Genomic DNA, 16,766 nt, shown 5'->3' on the forward strand with positions numbered 1-16,766 from the left:
GGTTAAATCATCACTGAGGGACGCACTTTTCGCGTCCCGGCTCTTTAAGAGATTTGTCGAATGACCCTGAAGACCATCGAAGGTACCTTCATCGCCCCCAAAGGCCGCTATGCCCTGGTGGTTGGCCGCTTCAACAGCTTCGTGGTTGAGAGCCTGGTAAGCGGTGCGGTTGACGCCCTGGTTCGCCACGGTGTGAGCGAGAGCGATATCACCCTTATCCGCGCGCCTGGCGCCTTCGAAATTCCACTGGTTGCGCAAAAAGTTGCTCAGCAGGGTGAATACGCGGCGATCATCGCCCTGGGCGCGGTCATTCGTGGCGGCACCCCGCACTTCGAATACGTGGCCGGCGAATGCACCAAGGGCCTGGCCCAGGTGTCCATGGAATTCGGCGTGCCAGTCGCTTTCGGCGTACTGACCGTTGATTCCATCGAGCAAGCCATCGAGCGTTCCGGCACCAAAGCCGGTAACAAAGGCGCTGAAGCTGCCTTGTCCGCCCTGGAAATGGTCAGCCTGCTGTCGCAGTTGGAGGCCAAGTGATTTCCGACGAAAGCGATCAGTTCAACCCTCAGGACCCGCGTCCTGCCGATGCCGGCAAACCGTCCAAGAGCGAGAAGCGCCGCAAGGCGCGTCAACTCGCGACCCAGGCGCTGTACCAGCGTCACCTGGCGGGCGCTTCGCTGAACGAAATCGAGGCACAGTTTCGCGTCGATAACGATTTCACCTTCGCCGACCAGAGCTACTTCCACGACATCCTGCACGGCGTGCACGCCAACCTGACCGAGATCGACACAGCCCTGGCGCCATGCCTGGACCTGACCATCGAAGAGCTCGACCCGGTTGAGCTGTGCGTGATGCGCCTGTCTACCTGGGAGTTGCTCAAGCGCGTTGACGTGCCGTACCGCGTCGTGATCAACGAAGGCATCGAGCTGGCGAAAGTCTACGGTTCGACCGACGGCCACAAGTTCGTCAACGGCGTGCTCGACAAGCTGGCCCCGCGCCTGCGTGAAGCCGAAGTGAAGGAACACAAGCGCTAATCTGCGCTTGATTCCTCAATGGGTGAGTTTGAGCTGATCCGCACATACTTCGCCGCCGCGCCCTGTGCGCAAGGTGGCGAAGGCATTGCCCTGGGGATCGGCGACGACTGCGCCTTGCTGGCGCTTCCCGCCGGGGAGCAACTGGCAGTCTCCACCGATACGCTGGTGGCTGGCGTGCATTTTGCCGACCCCTGTGACCCGTTCCTGCTCGGCCAGCGCTCGCTGGCCGTGGCGGTGAGCGACCTGGCCGCCATGGGCGCCCACCCCCTCGCCTTTACCCTTGCCCTGACCACGCCGAGCGTCGAAGCCGATTGGCTGCAACGCTATGCCCAAGGTTTGAATGCCATGGCGCAAAACTGCGGCGTGGGCCTGGTGGGCGGCGATACCACCCGTGGGCCGCTGAGCCTGACCCTGACCGTGTTCGGCCGCGTGCCGGCTGGCCAGGCCTTGACGCGCAGCGGTGCACAGCCGGGCGACCTGCTGTGTGTCGGCGGCGAGTTAGGCAATGCCGCTGGCGCGTTGCCGCTGGTATTGGGGCAACGCACGGCTGACGCAGCAATCGCCGAGCCGCTGCTGGCGCATTACTGGTCGCCGCAACCGCAGTTGGCCCTGGGGCTTGCGCTGCGGGGCAAGGCGACAGCGGCGATGGATATCTCCGATGGGCTGTTGGCCGACTGTGGGCATATCGCCAAGGCGTCAGCGGTGCGCCTGGTGGTTGAGCGCCACCGGTTGCCGTTGTCCGAGGCCTTGCTGGCGTTTGTTGGTGAAGACCAGGCTCACGTGGCGGCGTTGAGTGGGGGCGACGACTATGTGCTGGCGTTCACCTTGCCACCGTCCGAGTTAGCGCCGTTGCAGGCGGATGGCTGGCCGGTGCATGTGGTCGGCCGGGTCGAAGCGGGGCAGGGCGTAACGCTGCTCGACGTCCACGGCCAGGACATCACCCCGGCTGTGCGCGGCTACCAGCATTTTCGCCAGACGCCCTAAGCCGGCGGTCTGCGCTACCCTTTATACGATTATCCCAAGTAAGAGGCCGTGACTATGGCTGCATGCCGCTGGCTGCTGATCGTGCTGTGTACCTTCGCTTCCCTGGCCCAGGCGGACACTCCCATGCCCGGCAAAATCGTGCTGGCCAGTGAGGAGTGGAACGACTACACCAACAAAGATGGTAGCGGCCTGGCCTGGGACCTGTTGCGCCAAGTCTTTGAACCGGCTGGCATCACCGTGCACATCCGCAGCGTACCCTATACCCGCTCGGTCGGTCTGGCCCAGCGTGGTGAGGTGGATGGTTGTGTCGGCACCTATCGCGATGAGGCCAGCGGTGTGTTGTACCCCCGCAGGAACTTCGACGCCGATCATGTCTACGCCCTCGGGTTGGCCACTGCGCCGACACCGACCCTGGCGACCTTGGGCAACTATCGCCTGGCCTGGGTGCGCGGCTATAAATACGAGGAATACCTGCCCACCGTGCGCCGCTTCAACCAGATCGAGCGGCGCAGCGGCATTCTGCCAATGCTGCAACACGGCCGTGCTGATTTTTATATCGACGCCCTCACCGAAGCCAAATACGTGCTCAGCCAGGCGCAAGACCCGGCGCTGTTCAAACTCACCCATATTGCTGAACTGCCGCTCTACGTAGGCTTTGCCGACACCGCGCGCGGCAGGGCACTGATGGCCATGTATGACCAGCGTTTGGGCATCCTGATCCAGACCGGTGAGCTGAAAGCGATTTTCGAACGCTGGAAACAGCCGTATCCGTTCTGACGCCCATAGAACTGACTCAAAGGCCAATCGAACCTATTGATCTTTATCAGCGATAATTCAGCTTAAGCGTCTGTAGGAACGTGCTGTTACAATGCCCGCCTCTGTGAAATCTGAAATCAGGAGCACACGGTGCCCGTCGTTTTCGTCGCCGCTTCCAAGCTGCCTACCCCTTTTGCCACGTTCACCATGAACGGCTTTCTTGAAGAAGCCACCGGGCGCGAGCACGTTGTGCTCAGCCTCGGCGACATCACGGATGGCGCGCCGGTGCTGGGGCGTGTGCATTCCGAGTGCCTGACCGGCGATGCGCTGTTCAGCCAGCGCTGTGACTGCGGCTCGCAACTGGAGGCTGCACTGCAAGCCATCGCCCGTGAAGGCCGTGGCGTGTTGCTGTACTTGCGTCAGGAAGGCCGCGGCATTGGCCTGTTGAACAAGATCCGCGCCTACGAACTGCAAGACGGCGGCGCCGACACCGTCGAGGCCAACGAGCGCCTGGGCTTTGCTGCCGACCAGCGCGACTACGCCATCTGCCTGCCGATGCTCGAGCACCTGGGGGTCAAATCCCTGCGCCTGATGACCAACAACCCCCGCAAGGTCAAAGCCTTGACCGAGATGGGCATCACCGTGGCCGAGCGCGTGCCGCTACACACTGGGCACAACCCGCACAACAAGCTCTACCTGGCCACCAAAGCCAGCAAGCTCGATCACATGATGGGCAACGAGCACCAGGGCGAGGTCGACCGCGCGTGACCCGTGGCCAGGTGAAACGGCGACTGTCCTTCAACTGGTGGCAGTACCTGGCCCTGGCATTGCTGCCGTTGTTCGTGATCAACCTGCTGTTTGGCCGGGCTGAATCCTTGTTGCCCGTCTTGGCCATGCCATTCTTCATCGCCGGCGTGGCCTCGATGTTTCTCAGCCTGCGTTATTTTCACGCCTACAAACACGCGCTGATCGCCACCTCCAAAGCCCTTGATACTGCTCAAGAGCCGGCAGCCTGGATCACCCTGGCGGCGCGTCGACGCACGGCGTTGCTGGTTGCAGCGTTACCGGCCTGGATTGGCGCGCTGGCGGTGTTCGTCGGCCTGGAGGCAGTGCCGCTGTTTCTGTTGGCGCTGTCGACGCTGGTGTTGTTCTATCTCTATCGCATACCGCGTCAGTTGGGATGAAGCGCTATTGGCTGGCGCTGCTGCTGGTATTCAGTGCCCAGGGCTGGCCGGTCGAGCGGGTTGTCAGTCTGGCGCCGTCACTGTCTGAAATCGTGCTTGAACTGGGTGCCGAGGACTTGCTGGTCGGCATGCTTGATGGTGGTGACCGCCCGGCGGCGTTGGCGAAGGTGACCTCGGTCGGGCACTACGGCCAGTTGGACATGGAGCGCCTGCTCAGCCTCAAGCCCGACCTGATCCTGCTCTGGCCTGGCAGCGTCGGCCCGGCCCAGCGCGAGCAGCTCCAACGATTGAATATCCCGGTGTACGTCGCCGAACCCCACAGCCTTGAACAACTGACCGCGCAGGTGCAGGCCATTGCCGAGCAATTGGGCCGCGCCGAGGCCGGGCACCAGCGCGCGGTACAATTGCGCCAGCGCTTGGCCGAGTTGCGCCAGCGCTACCAGCGGGCCGAGCCGCTGCGAGTGTTCTACCAAGTGTGGAACCAGCCGCTGTACACCGTGGGCGGTGGGCAGATCATCAGCGATGCCCTCAGCGTGTGCGGGGCGCGCAATGTGTTCGATGACCTGAAGTTGCCGGCACCGCAGGTGAATATCGAATCGGTGCTGGCGCGTGATCCCGAGGTGATCCTGGTGGGGGATCAGGCTCAGAGGGAGGCCTGGACGGCATGGCCGGCGATGGCTGCTCGGGTGCGGTTAGTGCCGGACAAAGGCCTGGAGCGGCCCAGCGGGCAGATGTTGGAGGCGGTGGGGCGGTTGTGCCAGGTGATTGCGCCGAACCTGTGACAACGCTATCGCAGGCAAGCCAGCTCCCACAATTGAAATGCTCCTGTGGGAGCTGGCTTGCCTGCGATGACGCCGGATCAGGCTACTTAGAGCTCAGGTGTCCACGTCACCCCGAACATCCACACCCGACCTTCTTCACGATAATTCTGGTTTTCCCCGAGGTAGCTGTACTTCGCCCGTGCATAAGACTTGTCCAGCGCGTTATCCACCTTCAGCGACAACGACACCTCCCGGTTCAACGCCCAACTACTGCGCAGCCCCAACAAGGCATAACCGCCCAGACGGTTGCGGTTGGCTTCATCGTCGTAGCTGCTGCTGATCGCTTGCCAGCTGGCGCCGAGACCGAGTTGATCAAATTGCCGGTCCAGATCCAGGTTCACCGTTCGCCGTGCGCGACGTGCCAGGGTGTGGCCGCTGTCACGGTCACGCGGGTCGATAAGCGACAGGCCCAGGTTGCCCTGCCAGCCAAACAGTTCTTGCTTGAGCGCCGCTTCAAAGCCGTTGATCCGCGCCGACGCCACGTTTTGCGGCTTGCCGGCGTCAAGGATGATCGCGTCGCTCAGGTCGGTGCGATACAGCGAGGCTTCCAGGCGTGTGCTGTCGGTCAGTTGGCTGCGCCATTGCAGCTCGTAGCTCTTTGATGTCTCGGGCTGCAGGTTGGGGTTGCTGTACTGCGTGTCGGGGTAATAGAGGTCGTTGAAGGTTGGCGCACGAAAGCCTTCGCTGTAGCTCAAGAGCAAGTCATTGTCGGGGTTGACCGGCAAGGTCAGGGTGCCGCTCCAACTGTTCTGGCCGCCGAACTGCTGGTTCTGGTCACGGCGCAGGCCCAGCTCGGTGGAAAACCATTGGCTTTGGAAGCGGTGCTGCACGAAGGCCGCCCGGTTCCAGCGGCTGTTCTCGGTAAAGGTGGTGGAACCGTGGAAACGGTCTTCATACCAGTCGCCACCGACGATCAGGCTGTTTTGCTCATCCAGGATCAGGTCGTTCTGCCAATTGACCGAGTCGCGGTAGGTGTTGAATGCGCTGTAATCATCGCTGAGGGTATCGCGCTTGGTGTCGCGGTTTTCACTGTGGCCCAGCTCCAGGCGCGACTGCCAGCTGTCATTGAGCTTGGCATCGACATAGCCGCTGGCGCTGCTCACGGTGTAGTCGGTGTAGGGTTTCTGGCCGAGGCTCTGCCCGGTGGCGCCGTCGTAGCGGCCATAACTGTTGTCGTACTGCGACTTGCCACGGTTATCCAGCAGATTGAAGCCCACCTCCAGCTCATCACTGAACGAGTGGCTGAGATTCAGGCTGACGGACTGGTTGCGGTAGGCATCATGGTCGCCGTCACTGGGGAACGACGCGTGGCTCGCGTTGATGCCGGCGGTTTCATCCAGGCTCGCGCCCAGGTTGAAGCGCGTGTGTTCATCGCCGCCCGACAGGCCCAAGCTGCGCTCCCAGGTCTGGTTGCTGCCAAAGCCAAGTTTCAGGCGCGGCTGCAAGCCTTGCTCGGCATTGCGCCGGGTGAACACCTGAATCACCCCGCCAATCGCATCGCTGCCGTAAATGACCGAACGTGAACCGCGCAGCACTTCCACCCGTTCAATCTGATCGACGTTGAGATATTGCAAGCCGCTGTCGCCGGAGGTGGTGTTGGCGATGCGTTGGCCGTCCACCAGCACCAGGCTCTGCGCCGACTTGGTGCCGCGAATGAAAATCCCCGGCAAACTGCCACGCCCACCGGTTGGCGCAACTTGCACGCCCGGCACGCGGCTGAGCAGGTCGGTGACGCTGGTGGGTTGCAGGCGGTCGATGTCGGCGCGGGTGAAGACGGTGTTGGCGGCGCTGCTGTCATTACGCGCCTGGACTTGGCGGTTGGCGCTGATGACCACGTCGGAGAGCTTCAGGGCCTGGTCGCGGGTGTCGGCGAGCAGGTCAGCGCAGGGTAGCAGCAGCAGGGCAAGGCACAGGCGTTTCATGGGCTGTCCATAGCATTCGAAGGTCATGCAAAACCACTGTGGGAGCTGGCTTGCCTGCGATAGCGGTGTATCTGACACATTGTTAGCGAATGTGCCGCCGTCATCGCAGGCAAGCCAGCTCCCACAGTTGGGGCTGATTACAGATTCAGTAGCGCCAGGCGCTCGCGCACGGACGCCTCGATACCCGCCTCATCCAGCCCGCATTCAGCCAGCATCTGCGCCGGCTTGGCGTGTTCGACGTATACATCTGGCAAGCCCAGGTGCAGCACCGACTTGAGGATGTTCTCCCGCGCCAGGAACTCACTGACCGCCGCACCGGCGCCGCCCATGATGGCGTTCTCTTCGACGGTCACCAGCAGCTCATGGCTGGCGGCAATTTCGCGTACCAACGCTTCATCCAGTGGCTTGACGAACCGCATGTCGACCACGGTGGCGTCGATCTTCTCGGCGACTTTCAAGGCTTCGGCCAGTTGTACGCCAAACACCAGGAACGCAGTTTTGCTGCCTTGGCGACGCACGATGCCTTTACCGATTTCGATCGGCTCCAGGTCTTTTTCGATCACGGCGTTCGGGCCGGTGCCGCGCGGGTACCGCACAGCGGCCGGGCCGTTGTACAGGTGGCCGGTGCTGAGCATCTTGCGCAGTTCGTTCTCGTCGCTCGGGGTCATCACCAGCATGCCGGGGATGCAGCGCAGGTACGACAGGTCGAAACTGCCCGCATGGGTCGGGCCGTCTTCGCCCACCAGGCCGGCACGGTCGATGGCGAACAGCACGTCGAGGTTCTGCACCGCCACATCGTGAACCAATTGGTCATAACCGCGTTGCAGGAAGGTGGAGTAGATCGCCACCACCGGCTTGGCGCCTTCGCAGGCCATGCCGGCCGCGAAGGTCACGGCGTGTTGCTCGGCAATCGCCACGTCGAAGTAACGCAGCGGGAAACGCTCGCTGAACGCCACCAGGTCGGAGCCTTCCTTCATCGCCGGGGTAACACCCACCAGACGCGGGTCGGCGGCGGCCATGTCGCATAGCCATTCGCCAAACACCCCGGAATACTTCGGCCCGCTGGCCTTTTTCGGCGCGGCGGCGGGAGCGTCCAGGGGTTCGAGCTTAGTGATCGCGTGGTAACCAATCGGGTCGACTTCCGCCGGAGCGAAACCTTTGCCTTTCTTGGTGACGATATGCAGGAACTGCGGGCCCTTGAGGTCGCGCATGTTGCGCAACGTCGCGATCAGGGTCGGCAGGTCGTGGCCGTCGATAGGGCCGATGTAGTTCCAGCCCAGCTCTTCGAACAGGGTGCCGGGTACCAGCATGCCCTTGGCATACTCTTCGGTGCGGCGCGCAATTTCCCATGCGCCAGGCAGACGCGACAGCACTTTCTTGCTGCCTTCGCGCATGCTGGCGTAGGTACGGCTGGAGAGGATCTTCGCCAGATAATTGGACAGGCCACCCACGTTGCGCGAAATCGACATGTCGTTGTCGTTTAGGATCACCAACATGTTGGCGTCCACTTCCGGCGCATGGTTCAGCGCTTCGAAGGCCATGCCGGCGGTCAGCGCGCCATCACCAATCACCGCAATGGCCTTGCGCTCACTGCCTTGCAGGCGGGCGGCAATCGCCATGCCCAGTGCTGCACTGATGGACGTGCTGGAGTGGCCGACGCCAAAGGTGTCGTACTCGCTCTCGGCACGGCGTGGGAAGGCGGCCAGGCCGTCCTTCTGGCGCAGGCTGGCCATGCGCTCGCGACGGCCGGTGAGGATTTTATGCGGATACGCCTGGTGGCCCACGTCCCACACCAGCCGGTCGTCCGGGGTGTCGAACACGTAATGCAAGGCGATGGTCAGCTCGATCACGCCCAGCCCGGCGCCAAAATGCCCACCGGTCTGGCCGACCGTGTAGAGCAATTCCAGGCGCAGCTCATCGGCCAGGGTTTCCAGCTCGGCTTCACCCAGTCGACGCAGGCCGTCCGGCGTGGCAGCACGGTCGAGCAGGGGCGTAGACGGGCGTTTGCGGGGAATCTCTTGAAACGTCGTGGGCATCAGGCGAATCGTTATAGGTATAGAAGAGGCGGCAGTTTACCTCAAGCCGTGCAAACTGCCCACGCAGAGGGCCGAACTTGGCCGATATGCGGCGCAAATGGCCGCGGCTGTCAGTGGCGACGTTCGACGATATACCGCGCCAGGTCACGCAGTGGCTCGGCCGCCGCGTCGAAAGGTCGCAGGGCATCCAGAGCCTGGTCACGCAGCTCGATGGCATAGGCCTTGGCGGCTTGCAGCCCCAGCAAGGCAGGATAAGTCGGCTTGTCACGTGCGATATCGGCGCCCTGGCGTTTACCGAGGGTGGCGGTGTCGCTTTCCACGTCGAGGATATCGTCCTGTACCTGGAAGGCCAGGCCGACAGCGCGAGAATAGGTCTGCAGCGCCGCTAATTGCTCGGCGTCGGCACGGCCACTGGCCAGGGCGCCCAGTTGCACGGCGGCCTCAATCAGCGCACCGGTCTTGTGGCGATGCATGTGTTCGAGGGTTTTTTGATCGAGCTTGAGGCTGACCGAGCCCATGTCGATGGCCTGCCCGCCGACCATTCCAGCCGGGCCCGCTGCATGGGCCAGGGCGGTGACCATGCGCAAGCGGATCTCGGCGTTGACGCTGCTTAGCGTCGGGTCCAGCAATGCGCTGAACGCCAGGCTCTGCAAGCCATCTCCGGCCAGAATTGCATAGGCCTCATCGAAGGCTTTGTGGGTGGTGGGCTGGCCGCGACGCAAATCATCGTCGTCCATTGCCGGCAAGTCGTCATGCACCAGGGAATAGGCGTGGATCAACTCGACCGCACAGGCCGCACCATTCGCCTCGGCTGCCGGCGCCCCGAGAGCTTCGCAGGCGGCATAGGCCAGCAACGGGCGCACCCGCTTGCCGCCATTCATCACGCTGTAGCGCATGGCTTCATAGAGGCGCGTCATTTCCGGGCTTGGCGCAACAAACAGGGGCTCCAGCGCGGCATTCACCCGGGCTTGGCTACTGGCTTGGTATGCGCTGATCATTCCGGCCGTTCCGCATCGAAAGGCTCTTCGGCCAACTCCCCGTCACGCTCCAGCAACACCTGGACCTTCTGCTCCGCCTGCGCCAACGCGCTCTGACAGTCGCGGGTCAGGCCGATGCCTTGCTCAAACGCTGTCAACGAGTCTTCCAGCGACAACTCGCCGTTCTCCAGACGCTCGACCAGGGCTTGCAGGTCGGCGAGGGATTGTTCGAAATCGAGTGCAACTTTTTTGCGGGCCATGGCGGCAATTCCGGTAGACGGTAAACCGGCGCGACACTAGCAGACATGGGGGATTGGGGCAAATGAGTGGCGCACACACGGTGATGTGAGCCGATTGATGGGTTTATTCGGCTCACCCCATGAGCCGATTAGCGACCTTATTCGGCTCACCGAGTCTCAGCTTGCCTTCGTGGCGACCCAGCACTCCCCCTGCACCGCTTTCAATTGGGCCTCGAAGACCAATAAACCCTGATGCATATTCTGCAATGCCACAATTTGCATGGCTAACGCTTGCTTCTTATTGGCGATGGCTTGGTCAGCCTTGTCCCAGGGAAGCGCATCACCCTCGTACCCCTGCAAAATCTCCTGTAATTCCTTGAGCTTGAACCCCAGCTGTTGCGCGCACTTTATAAACAGCAGCCGCTCGACACTCTGCTCGGTATAAACGCGATAACCGCCCCGACGCGCAGGCGCTGGCATCAGCCCGATTGCCTCATAGTGACGAATCGCCTTGATGGTCGTGCCGGACAACTGCGCGGCTTTGCCGATGTACATGAAAACTCCCTTTTTCAAATAGTGCGCCGGCCTGTTTCAGCCACTTGGCCCGCTGCGTCAGCGAAGAGCCCAGCACCGGCCCCAACAGCAGCGTCTTGCTCGTCGCGATGCCGCACAGCGCCAGCATGGTGCGCCGCATTTGGTGGATGGCCGGCATGCGATAAACCCAGCGGTAATACCACAGCGGCGTGTCGAGGGTCACTAACAAGTGCGCGGTTCGGCCCTTTAGCAGCTTGTCTGGGAATGCCTTGCCTGCGCGGTACTTGAAGGCAAAGCCGGGGAGGAAAGCGCGGTCGATAAAGCCCTTCATCAGTGCCGGGATACCGCCCCACCAGACAGGGAAAACCCAGGCCAGATGCTCGGCCCAAAGGATGTCGGCTTGGGCGCTGAGCAAGTCAGGTTCCAGCGCTTGAACCTGGGTGTAAGCATGATGAAGGATGGGGTCGAACCTGAGATCACCCAGGCGCAGGACGCGGACTTCGTGACCGGCCGTTTTAGCAGCGTGGATATAAGTGTGCGCGAGGGCGGAACAAAAGCTATCGGCGGACGGGTGGCCGAGAATGACCAGAATGCGCTGACTCATGGTGATAAGTTCTGAGAAAAGGGCATTCAGCGTAGGGGGTGCCGTATAGGGGAGAGTCAAGTGCCAGCAGGACCTTTCTGTGAGGTACGCGGGACCCTTCCTGAACTGTTCTCGAATGCTTGTGACGGTACTGTCGGCTGGCTAGCCTGCCGAAAACACCAGAGTAAAAAAGGCATGAGCGAAACTTCTATCGGGTTGATCGCGCCTCCTGAGGGCTACGGCGATTGGCTGACAGACCTCAAGGGCCGCATCCATCAGGCGCAACAGCGCGCATCAATTGCCGTTAATCGTGAGCTGGTGCTGTTCTACTGGCAGCTCGGTCACGATATTTTGACGCGTCAGCACGCTCAAGGTTGGGGTAGCAAAGTGATCGACCGCCTTGCGCAAGATCTGCGGGCGGCCTTTCCTGACATCAAGGGTTTTTCGCCGCGCAATCTGAAATACATGCGTGCTTTTGCCGAGGCGTGGCCGGATTCGGAATTTGTGCAACAGGCTGCTGCACAATTGCCTTGGGGCCACAACGTGGTGCTGCTCGATAAGCTTCCCGGCCCCGAAACTCGTCGTTGGTACATCATCCAGGCCTTAAAACATAACTGGTCGCGCAACACACTGGTGATGCACATTGAAAATCGCCTGCTGGAGCGCAGTGGCAAGGCCGTCAGCAACTTCGAAAGCCATCTGCCCAAAGCGCAATCCGACCTGGCGCGCGAATCCCTCAAAGACCCGTACCGCTTTGATTTCCTCAGTCTGGGCCAGAATGCACAAGAGCGCGAAATCGAAAACGCCCTGATCAAGCATGTCACTGACTTCTTGTTGGAGTTGGGCGCAGGTTTTGCCTTCGTTGGCCGGCAAGTGCTGCTGAATATAGGCGGCGATGAGTTCTTCATTGACCTGTTGTTCTATCACCTGAAGCTGCGTTGCTATGTGGTGATCGAACTCAAGGCAGGCAAGTTCAAGCCCGAGCATCTGGGCAAATTGAGCTTCTATCTTGCGGCGGTGGATGCCGAGATAAAGCACCCACAGGATGGCCCGACTATCGGCCTCTTGTTGTGCAAGGGTAAAAATGAAGTGGTGGCTGAATACGCACTGCGCGATAACAACCGGCCTATTGGTGTGGCGCAATATCAACTGATGGAGTCTTTGCCAGCCGAACTGCAATCGAGCTTGCCTAGCATCGAGCAAATCGAGCGAGAGTTGGCGGGGTAGGCTGGGTCTTTTCGGTGGCTGAAAAATGTAAGGAAAAATCTCACGCGTGAGCTATTGAGTACCTTGCGGATTGCCTGTAGATTTTCTCACGCGTGAGTTTTTCACAGCGAGGTCAGTACCATGAACAGCAGCTCTCCATCGAGCCCATCAACTGGGCCCGATACCGATTCAACAAGCCTCAAGGGAGAGCGCTTGAAGCCGTCCGCAAAAAAGCCGTCGAGCTTTTACATGAAGCAGATGCGTGCGGGGCTGGCGGCGGCCGGTTATGTGAAACACGAGACTTGGGTGCTTCCCGAAAACCGAAGCCTGCTCAAGCAAATGGAGAAACAGCTACGCCAACCGATCCTGGCTGGCTCATTCATGTCGGAGAATTTCATGAGCGCAGGTACTAACTGGAATATCGATCGCCTCTTCAGTGCTCTTCAGGCGCTGGATGACGTGACGTCCCATGACATTACGCTTTCTCTCGTCCAAGGCTCCGAGTCCAGCATCAAGCTGGAGATGAACGACTTTGGTGGCTTGCCGATTTACATCGCGGTGGTGGGCGAGCAAATCATCGTGGATACCGTCCTGGTCGACGCCGAGTCCATCAACGACGTGCCGGCCTTCAATGACGCCGTGCTGCGCAGCCGGGAGATGTTCCCGTTGTCGTCGATCGGTATCGAGTCCATGCCGAACGGGCAGGTGGTTTACAACATGTTCGGTGCGCTCAGCTCCGACTCCAGCCTGACCAACATCGTGACCGAGGTGAAAACCCTGGTTGATAACGTGCAGCGCGCCAGCGAAGCCTTCGAACGTTTCTTCATTTAATTATTCGGGAAAACCCAATGACTCAGTCCATCTGGAGCAAATTGTTCACCGCGTTGCGTGGCGGTGCCAGCGAAGTCGGCGAATCGATCGTCGACCAACAGGCCCTGCGCATCCTTGACCAGGAAATTCGCGATGCAGACAGCGCCTTGGCCAACGCCAAGCGTGAGCTGGTGAGCATCATGGCCAAGCACAAACTGGCGGCTGATCGTGTTGGCGAGTACGACGCCAAGATCAAAGACCTGGAATCCAAGGCGATGGCCGCTATCCAGGCCAACCGTGAAGACCTCGCCCTGGAAGTGGCCGAAGCCATTTCGACCCTGACCAACGAGCGGGACGTTGAGCAAAAGCAGACCACCGAGTTCGGTGGGTACGCTGAGAGCATGCGCAAAGACATCACCAAGGCCGAAAGCCGCATCAAAAGCCTGCGCCAGCAAGTGGACATGGCCAAGGCTCGCGACAGCGTGCAAAAGGCCCAGGTCAGTGCCTCCATTGCCAGCGGCGGTGCCAACGGCAAGCTGGAAACCGCCGTCGGTACGCTCAATCGCTTGCAGGCCAAACAGCAACAACGCGCCGCTGAGCTGCAAGCCCAGGATGAGCTGGCTGAAGCGTCGACGGGGACAGACCTGGAACGCAAACTGCGCGATGCCGGCATCACGCCGAACGAAGGCAGTGCCAATGCGATTCTGGAGCGTCTGAAGCAAAAGTCGGCTGAGTAATCAACGTAGGTCAGTTAAGCCTGCAACTCTGTGGGGAGGGAGCTTGCTCCCGCTGGGCTGCGCAGCAGTCCTGTTTTTGGGGCCGCTTCGCGCCCCAGCGGGAGCAAGCTCCCTCGCCACAGTCGCAGTGCTCTTCTTTTGTATGTTGAGGTCAGGATGAACGCCTTGAAGGGTTTCAAGACAATCGCAGGCCTGGCCCTCTTCATGGTCGCGCTGCAACTGCTCAATGTGGTGACCGGTTACAGCCTCATGGCATTCGGGCTAATCCCGAGAACGATGCAGGGTCTGTTCGGCATCCTCACATCACCGTTTTTGCACGCCTCCTTCGCCCACCTGAGCGCCAACCTGATTGCCTTTGTGATCCTGGGTTCTTTGGTCATCATCGAAGGGGTCAACCGGTTCATCGCCGTCAGTGCCATCGTCATTCTGCTAGGCGGCTTGTTGGTCTGGCTGTTCGGTTTTTCAGGCGTACACGTCGGCGCCAGCGGCTGGGTGTTCGGGCTATGGGCCTATCTGCTGTCTCGCGCCTGGTTTCACAGAAGCTGGGGCAACCTGCTAACAGCCGCTGTTGTGGCTTTGCTGTATGGCGGGCTGATCTTGGGCTTCCTTCCGCGGCAGGGCGTTTCCTTCGAAGGGCATCTGTTTGGTGCGCTCGCCGGATTTATTGCAGCCAAGGTACTTCTATCCACGCCGCGCAGCGGGTTTAATGCCGGGTGAACGCACTTGAGCATCCAGACGCCGAGGCGATGCTGTCGTCAGGATTCAAGTACCCAGGGAGCCAGGGGCTAAATGTCGATTTTCCTACTGTTACGCATGTACGCCTCGTCCCTCTTTCATCGCTTCGGTTGGGCAGGCCTGATCGTTGCCTTGGGTGTCCACCTGAGCACCGCTTACCTGGGCCTGGTGTTGCTGGGCGAACAACACCTCACCGCTGCCGCCACGTTTATCTACTTCTATCTCACCACCACACTCACCGTCGGCTATGGCGACCTCGCGCCGCAGACGTCTGCTGGGCGAATTTTCGTGGCGGCCTGGGTCATGCTCGGGGGCATTGCGCTGCTCACGGCAGCCATCGGCAAAACCACCAGCAGTGTTATCGATGCATGGAGAAAGGGCATGAAGGGCAAAGGTGATTTCACCGGCAAGGTCGGCCATACCGTGCTGATCGGCTGGGAGGGCGCGTCCAGCGAGCGGGTGATTGAGTTGTTGCTGCAAGACGAAACCTCGAACGACAACCTGATCGTGATCTGCGATTGCAGCCTTGAAGAAAATCCGATGCCGGGCAAAGCAGCGTTCATCCGCGGCGAAAGCCTGTCTTCCACCGCACTGTTGCTGCGTGCCGGTGTGCCCGGTGCCGAGCGTGTGCTGGTGCGGACCCCGTCTGATGACCTGACGCTGGCCACCGTGCTGGCGGTGAATCAACTGAGCCCCGTCGGGCATGTGGTCGCCCACTTCAACGAAAGTGAAATCGCTGCACTGGCCAGCTCCTACGCCCCGCGCCTGGAATGCACGTCCAGCATGGCGATCGAAATGCTGGTGCGCGCCTCTCAGGATCCGGGCTCGTCGGTGGTCATCAATGAGTTGCTGTGCGTGGGGCAGGGCGCCACCCAGTACCTGATGAAATTGCCCGACGCCTTTGAGGCAACGTTCGGCGAGCTGTACACGCAGATGAAGGAGCGCCACAACGCCACCCTCATTGGCTATCGCGCCAAAGGTATTCAGCAGCCGTCGATCAACCCGCCCAGTGCCACAGCGGTCAAAGGCGGCGAACTCTTCTACATCGCTTCCACTCGCCTTAAGGAAATCTCCCATGGGATGGCTTAAACAGTTGATGGGGCTTGAGGCCCCAAAAGCCACTACCGACTCGAGCCGAACCGCCAGCCCAAGCCTGCCTGCCACCGGCCCTTTGGGCCTGGCGCCGGGCAAGGGCGTGATGTTTGACACGACTCTGAAATTGCTGCTCGATGAAAAAACCAACGTGGTGATCCCCGGCTCCCAGGAAATCTGGAGCAACGGCACCATCGACCTCGGCCAGTCCACCTGGCTGTCGCGCTATTACATGAACGACGAAGATTATTGGTTGCAGGTGCACACCACCGGCCAGATAGCGGGCCAGGTCGAGTCAGTGATTCTGTTCAACTACCTGAGTTACGTCACCATCAGCAGTGAAGCGGAACTGAGCAGGCTCGCGGGCCCACAAAGCCTGATCGGTCTGCCGACCTACACCCACGACGGCGTCGAGTTCTTCCGGGAGTGGGGCAGCGAAGATGGCCAGACCGAATTGGTGGCGATGAGCGAACAGGTCATCAGCCCAGAAGCCACCTACAGCGTCGAGCACCGTTCGATGCTATACGCCCGCGACACCGGCTTGACCGACCGCCGAGAGTTCCTGCTGTTCTCCGTCGAAGAAGATGCCGAAGGCACCATCAGCCTGAGCACATCCCTGGGCATTTCGCTGTACACCACCGACCTGACTACGCTCTAAAAAAAGGAAGCCGTCCATGCTAGAAGCACTCTCCATCTCCCTCAACAAAGCTGCGGTGCTCGGCTTTGTCCTCTACATCCTGGGGGCTGCGGTACTGTTCGCGCTGTTCCAGTTCATCTACACCCGCATCACCCCGCACAAGGAGTTCGAACTGATCCGTGCGGGCAACACCTCCGCAGCGGTCGCCCTGGGCGGTGCCATCGTCGGTTTCGCCATTCCGGCCAGCAATGTGATTGCCTACTCGATCAACGTTCTCGACTTCATCGTCTGGGCCGTGATCGCCGCCGTCGTCCAACTGCTGGCGTTCCTGCTGACCAGCCTGGTGCTCAAGGGCACGTCCGAGCGCATCAAGAAGGGCGAACTGGCGGCCGGTATCTACGTGGCCGCGGTGGCCATCAGCGTCGGCATGCTGAATGCCGCGTGCATGACGCCCACCTCGAACTGATTGCCCACGGAGC

At 60.8% G+C, this 16,766-nt stretch carries 20 protein-coding genes; 14 read left to right on the forward strand and 6 right to left on the reverse strand.

Features of this window, described 5'->3' with window-relative positions:
* Positions 1 to 60 precede the first annotated feature (60 nt).
* The 7 genes from ribE (at position 61) to BT199_RS22110 (ending at position 4,740) form a co-directional block, all read left to right on the forward strand.
* Complete coding sequence (gene ribE / locus BT199_RS22080; protein ID WP_003194576.1) at positions 61 to 537, forward strand: 6,7-dimethyl-8-ribityllumazine synthase; 477 nt, start codon at positions 61 to 63, stop codon at positions 535 to 537.
* Entirely contained in the window at positions 534 to 1,034 is a 501-nt protein-coding gene (nusB, locus tag BT199_RS22085; RefSeq protein WP_014720126.1) for a transcription antitermination factor NusB, read from the forward strand. Before ribE ends, nusB begins: the two co-directional genes overlap by 4 nt.
* Positions 1,035 to 1,052: 18 nt before the next feature.
* Positions 1,053 to 2,018, forward strand: a complete 966-nt coding sequence (gene thiL / locus BT199_RS22090) for a thiamine-phosphate kinase (protein ID WP_032904140.1) — start codon at positions 1,053 to 1,055, stop codon at positions 2,016 to 2,018.
* A 54-nt stretch (positions 2,019 to 2,072) separates the two neighbouring features.
* The gene (locus tag BT199_RS22095; protein ID WP_014720124.1) at positions 2,073 to 2,795 is read left to right on the forward strand and encodes a substrate-binding periplasmic protein; all 723 of its coding nucleotides are present in this window, start codon (positions 2,073 to 2,075) and stop codon (positions 2,793 to 2,795) included.
* A 129-nt stretch (positions 2,796 to 2,924) separates the two neighbouring features.
* A complete protein-coding gene (gene ribA, locus BT199_RS22100; protein WP_005791841.1) occupies positions 2,925 to 3,542 on the forward strand; it encodes a GTP cyclohydrolase II in 618 nt (205 codons plus the stop codon).
* Positions 3,539 to 3,958 (forward strand): hypothetical protein, encoded by a 420-nt coding sequence (locus BT199_RS22105; protein WP_014720123.1) that lies wholly within the window; start codon positions 3,539 to 3,541, stop codon positions 3,956 to 3,958. Before ribA ends, BT199_RS22105 begins: the two co-directional genes overlap by 4 nt.
* The gene (locus tag BT199_RS22110; RefSeq protein WP_072435454.1) at positions 3,955 to 4,740 is read left to right on the forward strand and encodes a cobalamin-binding protein; all 786 of its coding nucleotides are present in this window, start codon (positions 3,955 to 3,957) and stop codon (positions 4,738 to 4,740) included. Before BT199_RS22105 ends, BT199_RS22110 begins: the two co-directional genes overlap by 4 nt.
* An 86-nt stretch (positions 4,741 to 4,826) precedes the next feature.
* Here BT199_RS22110 and BT199_RS22115 read toward each other — a convergent pair whose 3' ends face one another.
* The 6 genes from BT199_RS22115 to BT199_RS22140 all read right to left on the reverse strand — a co-directional run bounded on the left by BT199_RS22115 (position 4,827) and on the right by BT199_RS22140 (position 11,091).
* A complete protein-coding gene (locus BT199_RS22115) occupies positions 4,827 to 6,701 on the reverse strand; it encodes a TonB-dependent receptor domain-containing protein (RefSeq protein WP_072435455.1) in 1,875 nt (624 codons plus the stop codon).
* Between the two features lie 137 nt (positions 6,702 to 6,838).
* Entirely contained in the window at positions 6,839 to 8,737 is a 1,899-nt protein-coding gene (gene dxs, locus BT199_RS22120) for a 1-deoxy-D-xylulose-5-phosphate synthase (RefSeq protein ID WP_014720120.1), read from the reverse strand.
* A 110-nt stretch (positions 8,738 to 8,847) separates the two neighbouring features.
* The gene (ispA, locus tag BT199_RS22125) at positions 8,848 to 9,735 is read right to left on the reverse strand and encodes a (2E,6E)-farnesyl diphosphate synthase (protein ID WP_072435456.1); all 888 of its coding nucleotides are present in this window, start codon (positions 9,733 to 9,735) and stop codon (positions 8,848 to 8,850) included.
* A complete protein-coding gene (locus BT199_RS22130; RefSeq protein ID WP_072435457.1) occupies positions 9,732 to 9,974 on the reverse strand; it encodes an exodeoxyribonuclease VII small subunit in 243 nt (80 codons plus the stop codon). The genes ispA and BT199_RS22130 overlap by 4 nt, the downstream gene beginning before the upstream one ends.
* Before the next feature lie 156 nt (positions 9,975 to 10,130).
* The gene (locus tag BT199_RS22135; protein ID WP_072435458.1) at positions 10,131 to 10,508 is read right to left on the reverse strand and encodes a MerR family transcriptional regulator; all 378 of its coding nucleotides are present in this window, start codon (positions 10,506 to 10,508) and stop codon (positions 10,131 to 10,133) included.
* On the reverse strand, positions 10,447 to 11,091 hold the full coding sequence (locus tag BT199_RS22140) for an NAD(P)H-dependent oxidoreductase (protein WP_072435459.1): 645 nt from the start codon (positions 11,089 to 11,091) through the stop codon (positions 10,447 to 10,449). Before BT199_RS22140 ends, BT199_RS22135 begins: the two co-directional genes overlap by 62 nt.
* A gap of 174 nt (positions 11,092 to 11,265) precedes the next feature.
* On the opposite strand from BT199_RS22140, the gene BT199_RS22145 reads away from it, so the two are divergent.
* The 7 genes from BT199_RS22145 to BT199_RS22175 all read left to right on the forward strand — a co-directional run bounded on the left by BT199_RS22145 (position 11,266) and on the right by BT199_RS22175 (position 16,753).
* The gene (locus BT199_RS22145) at positions 11,266 to 12,297 is read left to right on the forward strand and encodes a PDDEXK nuclease domain-containing protein (RefSeq protein WP_072435460.1); all 1,032 of its coding nucleotides are present in this window, start codon (positions 11,266 to 11,268) and stop codon (positions 12,295 to 12,297) included.
* Positions 12,298 to 12,525: 228 nt separating this feature from the next.
* Complete coding sequence (locus BT199_RS22150; RefSeq protein WP_083535088.1) at positions 12,526 to 13,107, forward strand: YjfI family protein; 582 nt, start codon at positions 12,526 to 12,528, stop codon at positions 13,105 to 13,107.
* Positions 13,108 to 13,124: 17 nt separating this feature from the next.
* A complete protein-coding gene (locus BT199_RS22155) occupies positions 13,125 to 13,823 on the forward strand; it encodes a PspA/IM30 family protein (protein ID WP_014720114.1) in 699 nt (232 codons plus the stop codon).
* 156 nt (positions 13,824 to 13,979) lie between these two features.
* Positions 13,980 to 14,540 (forward strand): rhomboid family intramembrane serine protease, encoded by a 561-nt coding sequence (locus tag BT199_RS22160; protein WP_072435462.1) that lies wholly within the window; start codon positions 13,980 to 13,982, stop codon positions 14,538 to 14,540.
* Positions 14,541 to 14,612: 72 nt separating this feature from the next.
* Entirely contained in the window at positions 14,613 to 15,647 is a 1,035-nt protein-coding gene (locus BT199_RS22165) for an ion channel (protein ID WP_072435463.1), read from the forward strand.
* Positions 15,634 to 16,308 (forward strand): DUF2491 family protein, encoded by a 675-nt coding sequence (locus tag BT199_RS22170; protein ID WP_020302431.1) that lies wholly within the window; start codon positions 15,634 to 15,636, stop codon positions 16,306 to 16,308. Before BT199_RS22165 ends, BT199_RS22170 begins: the two co-directional genes overlap by 14 nt.
* Positions 16,309 to 16,324: 16 nt before the next feature.
* Positions 16,325 to 16,753, forward strand: coding sequence for a DUF350 domain-containing protein (locus BT199_RS22175; RefSeq protein WP_003194539.1), 429 nt, complete (start codon positions 16,325 to 16,327; stop codon positions 16,751 to 16,753).
* The last annotated feature ends 13 nt before the right edge of the window (positions 16,754 to 16,766 follow it).

The organism is Pseudomonas sp. NFR02 (assembly GCF_900119375.1).
Taxonomy (GTDB): domain Bacteria; phylum Pseudomonadota; class Gammaproteobacteria; order Pseudomonadales; family Pseudomonadaceae; genus Aquipseudomonas; species Aquipseudomonas paracarnis.